Below are 4,444 nucleotides of genomic sequence, written 5' to 3' on the forward strand. Positions count from 1 at the left end.
CAGGGACCGCAGGGACCGCAGGGGCCGCAGGTCCGGCAAGGGCGGCCGGGCCCGGGCCGGGTTCCCGGCGCGCCCGTGCCCTCGACCGGTGCGTGGCTGCGCCGGAGCGACCCCGAACGCCGGGCGGCGGCCACGCCCGGGGTCGCCCTGGCGGCCCTGCTCACCGGCCTGCTGACGGCCTGGCTGCTCTTCGACGGCCTGGGGCCCAACCTGCTGGTGCTCGGCGCCGCCGTCGCCGTCGGGGCAGGGGTCACCGCCCGGGCGGCCGGTCGCCGGATCCGGCCCTGGACGGCGGCGTGGAGCCTGCTCGCCCTCGCCCTGCTCGCCGTTCCGGCCTGCTGGGACGCCTCCTGGCCCGGGGCGCTGGCCACCGTCGGCGCGCTCGCGCTGGCCTCACTGGCCCTGCACGGCGGCCGCCGCTGGGCGGGTGTGCTGTTCCCGCTGCCCGGCATCCTGTGGCAGCTGGTGCCCTCGGTGGTCTGGGTCTGGGAGAGCGTGGACCGGCGGAACCTGCCCGGCCGCGGCCGGATCGTCCCGGTGCTCAAGGCGCTCGCGGTCGCCGCCGGCCTGCTGACCGTCTTCGGCCTGCTGTTCGCCAGCGCCGACGCCGCCATGGCGGACCTGCTGGGCAGCCTCAGCCCGGACCTCGACCTCGACCAACTCCCGGGGCGCGGCGTGTTGTTCGTGCTCGGGTCGGCGACCGCGCTGGGCTTCGCGCACATGGCCGCCGGCCCGCGCCGCTGGGACCGCACGGTGATCCGGCCGGGCCGGGAGCGGCGCCGGCTGGAGTGGGCGCTGCCGCTGGTCGCGCTCAACCTGATGTTCGGCGTCTTCGCCGTGATCCAGGCCGTGGTGGTGCTCGGCGGTGCGGACGCCGTGCTGAGCAACACCGGGATGAGCCGCTCCGCGTACGCCCGGCAGGGCTTCTGGCAGCTGAGCGTGATCACCGTGCTCACGCTGGTCGTGGTGGCGGTCGCCAAGCGGTGGGCGCCGCGCAGCACCGCGGCCGACCGCCGGATGGCGCGGATCCTGCTCGGGCTGCTCTGCCTGCTGGCGCTGGCCGTGGTCGCCTCGGCGCTCGGCCGGATGTGGTTCTACGTGGACGCCTCCGGGCTCACCCGGCTGCGGCTCTGGGTGCTGGTGGTCGAGGTCTGGCTGGGCGCCGTCTTCCTGTTGCTGATCGCGGCTGGGCTGACCCGCCGCACCGGCTGGCTGCCGCGCGTCGTCGTCCTCAGCGGGATGCTCACCGTCGCGGTCTACGGCCTGATGGGCCCGGACGCGATCGTCGCCGAGCAGAACGTCACCCGGTACGAGCGGGCGCTGCGGACCGACCCGCACACCGCGGCGATCGACCTGCGCAACGTCCGCCGGCTCGCGGCGGACGCGGTGCCCGCCCTGGACCGGCTCCCCGAGCCGCAGCGGAGCTGTGCGCTGCAGCTGATCGGTCAGGGCGTGGGCGGAGCGTCGAAGCCCTGGTACGCGACCAACCTGGCGGCCGCCCGGGCCCGGGAGATCCTGGCGGAGCGGCCGCTGATGGACTCGACGGCGCCCGGCCGCACGGCCTGCGACTGGGCGAGGCTGGCGTACGAGGACAGGTAGGACGACCGGGGCGGGGGCCCGTGGACGGCGGCAGGGCCGGTCGGGAGCGTGCTGCTCCCGGCCGGCCCTGCGTCTTGCGGCGGCTTGTTGCGCCTGGTTGTGGCTTGTCGCGCGGTGTCGCGGTGTCGCGGCCGCGGGCCGCGGTGTCGCCGCATCGTGACGGCGTCGGACTGCCGTGACGGTGTCGGAGCGCCGTGACGGTGTCAGTGCATCGCGACGGCGGAGGAGCCGCTCGGCAGGTCGCTGGCCTTGGCCTTGATCGCGAAGACCGCGACGAGCAGGGCGACGGCCGCGAGCGCGGCGCCCACGATGAAGCCGTGCGAAATGCCCTGGGTGAGCACGGTGTTGGCGGCGTCCGTGCCCGGCGGGAACTCGTGGTGCTGCTGGAGGTAGGCCAACTGCTCCGGCGTCGCGCTCTCCATGAACTTCGGCAGCTGCGCGGTGGCCTCCGCCGTGGCGTAGTGCGCGAAGACCGTGGTCAGGATCGACAGGCCGAGCGAACCGCCGATCTGCTGCATCGAGTTGAGGAGGCCGGAGGCGGCGCCGGTCTCCTCGCCCGGAACACCGGCGACGGAGAGCAGCATCACCGGGACGAAGATCAGACCCATGCCGAAGCCGAACACCACCGTGGGGCCGAGCACCCCGTCCAGGTAGCCGCTGTCCTTGCTCATCTGGGTCAGCCAGCTGAGCCCGACGGTGACCAGCAGCGCGCCGCCCGCCATGAAGGGCTTCGGGCCGTACTTGGCCTGGAGGTTGGAGGCGATCTGCGCGGCGATGATGATCGCGACGCTGATCGGGAGGAAGGAGACGCCGGCCTTCAGCGGGCTGTAGCCGAGCGGACCCTGCACGAACAGCACGACGTAGAAGAAGATGCCGAACATGGCCGCGGCCAGGCAGAGCATCATCACCAGGCCGCCGGTGCGGTTCCGGTCGGCGAACAGGTGCATCGGGGTGATCGGCTGGTCGGTGCGGCTCTCCACCACGAGGAAGGCCGCGAGCAGGATCGCGCCGGCCGCGAAGGAGCCGAGCGTGATGCCGTCCGACCAGCCGTCCGAGGCGGCCCGGATGAATCCGTAGACCAGGCCGACCAGGCCGAGTGTCGAGGTGAGCGCGCCGGGCAGGTCGAAGCGGCCCGGGTGGCGCTCGGACTCGGCGATGTAGCGCGGCGCGGCTATCGCGATCAGGATCGCGATCGGCACGTTGACGAAGAACACCCAGCGCCAGTTCAGGTACTCGGTGAGCAGACCGCCGGCCAGCAGGCCGATCGCGGCGCCCGAACCGGCGACCGCCGAGAACACGCCGAACGCGCGGTTGCGTTCCGGCCCCTCGTCGAAGTTGGTCGCGATCAGGGCGAAGGCGGTCGGGGAACAGATCGCGCCACCGATGCCCTGGAGCGCGCGGGCGGCCAGCAGCAGAGTGCTGTCCTGCGCGAAACCACCGAGCAGCGAGGCCAGGCCGAACAGCAGAGTGCCGAAGATGAACACCCGGCGGCGGCCGAGGATGTCGCCCGCGCGACCGCCGAGCAGCAGCAGCCCGCCGAAGGTCAGGGTGTAGGCGTTGATGACCCACGACAGGTCGGTGGTGGAGAAGCCCAGGGCGTCCTTGATGTGCGGAAGCGCGATGTTCACGATGGTCGCGTCGAGGACCACCATGAGCTGGGTGGCCGCGATGACGGTCAGGGTGATGCCCTTGCCCCGCCCCTGGCTCGTCCGCGGTGGCGAGTTCTTGCTGAGCGTGTCGGAGATGGCCACGAATGTGCCCCCTGCTGGCTGTGTGCTCGGTGGTGCGGTTCGGCGGAGTCGCCGGTCCGGGTGCGGCCGCGCGCCCTTGCGCGGGCCGGGAAGGAACGGGATCGTTCACTAATCGGGACGATATCCTGGCCGTGATTGTGAACGCAAGCGTTCCTTAAGGATGGTGGCGATGGAGCGGTTGGTGCGGCGCCTGGTGGCGGACCGGTCCGGTCGGTCGCGGGGAGGTGCCCCGGGGGGTTCTCCGGGAGGGCCGGCGGACTCGGCCGGCCAGGCGGACCCGGCGTCGGGGGAGGCGACTCTTCGGCCTGCGGAGGCGGACGCCGGGGCGGCGGTCACGGGGCAGGGCGTCGGAGCCGGCGCGGAGCCGGGCGGCAGGCCGGGCGCGGACCCGGCCTTCTGTCCGGTGCGGGCCGCCCACCAGGCACTGAGGCGGCCGGCGCGGCGCCGGGGGAAGGAACTGGAGGCGGCGATCTTCGAGGCCGCGCTCGACCAGCTCACCTCCGGCGGATACGCGCGGCTGACCATGGAAGGGGTCGCCAGTGCGGCGCGGACCGGGAAGGCCGCGCTCTACCGGCGCTGGGCGTCCAAGGACGAACTCGTTCTCGACGCCCTGGACGCCACTCTCCCACGCCCTTACGACACCCCCGACCTCGGGTCCGCACGGGACGAACTCCACCGGCTCGTCGAGGGGTTCACGAAGGCGATGACCTCCCGGGTGGGCTCCGCGCTCAATGCCCTGATGGGCGAGATCGACCACGAGCGGGCCGAGGTCTTCAAGGCCTTCGTCACCGACCGGGTCATCGAGCCGACCGCGCGGACCATCCTGGAGATCCTGCGACGCGGCGCCGAGCGCGGCGACGTCCGGCCCGGCGCGGCCACCCCCCTGGTGGCGGACGTCATCCCGGCGGTACTGCTCTACCAGGTCAAGATCCGCGGGCTGGAGAACATGGGGCCGGGCTTCGCCGGTCGGTTGGTGGACGAGGTGCTGGAGCCGATGATCCGGGCCTGAGGCGGCCGGGCGGCGCCCGAGGAGAGCCTGGGTGCGGGTGAGGGGAGGCCGGGCGGGCCCGGAGCCCGGTGGCTCCGGCGGCGGG

The 4,444-nt window shown here is 73.5% G+C and carries 3 protein-coding genes; 2 read left to right on the forward strand and 1 reads right to left on the reverse strand.

Annotated elements, in window-relative coordinates:
* Window positions 1-1,599: DUF4153 domain-containing protein (locus tag ACIQOV_RS29140; protein WP_401053538.1), on the forward strand; the 1,599-nt coding region annotated here is incomplete at its 5' end.
* Between the two features lie 203 nt (window positions 1,600-1,802).
* Here ACIQOV_RS29140 and ACIQOV_RS29145 read toward each other — a convergent pair.
* On the reverse strand, window positions 1,803-3,350 hold the full coding sequence (locus ACIQOV_RS29145; RefSeq protein ID WP_380633448.1) for an MFS transporter: 1,548 nt from the start codon (window positions 3,348-3,350) through the stop codon (window positions 1,803-1,805).
* Between the two features lie 403 nt (window positions 3,351-3,753).
* On the opposite strand from ACIQOV_RS29145, the gene ACIQOV_RS29150 reads away from it, so the two are divergent.
* Window positions 3,754-4,359, forward strand: coding sequence for a TetR/AcrR family transcriptional regulator (locus ACIQOV_RS29150; RefSeq protein ID WP_359912705.1), 606 nt, complete (start codon window positions 3,754-3,756; stop codon window positions 4,357-4,359).
* The last annotated feature ends 85 nt before the right edge of the window (window positions 4,360-4,444 follow it).

This window comes from Kitasatospora sp. NPDC091257, assembly GCF_044757675.1.
Taxonomy (GTDB): Bacteria; Actinomycetota; Actinomycetes; order Streptomycetales; family Streptomycetaceae; genus Kitasatospora; species Kitasatospora lactacystinica.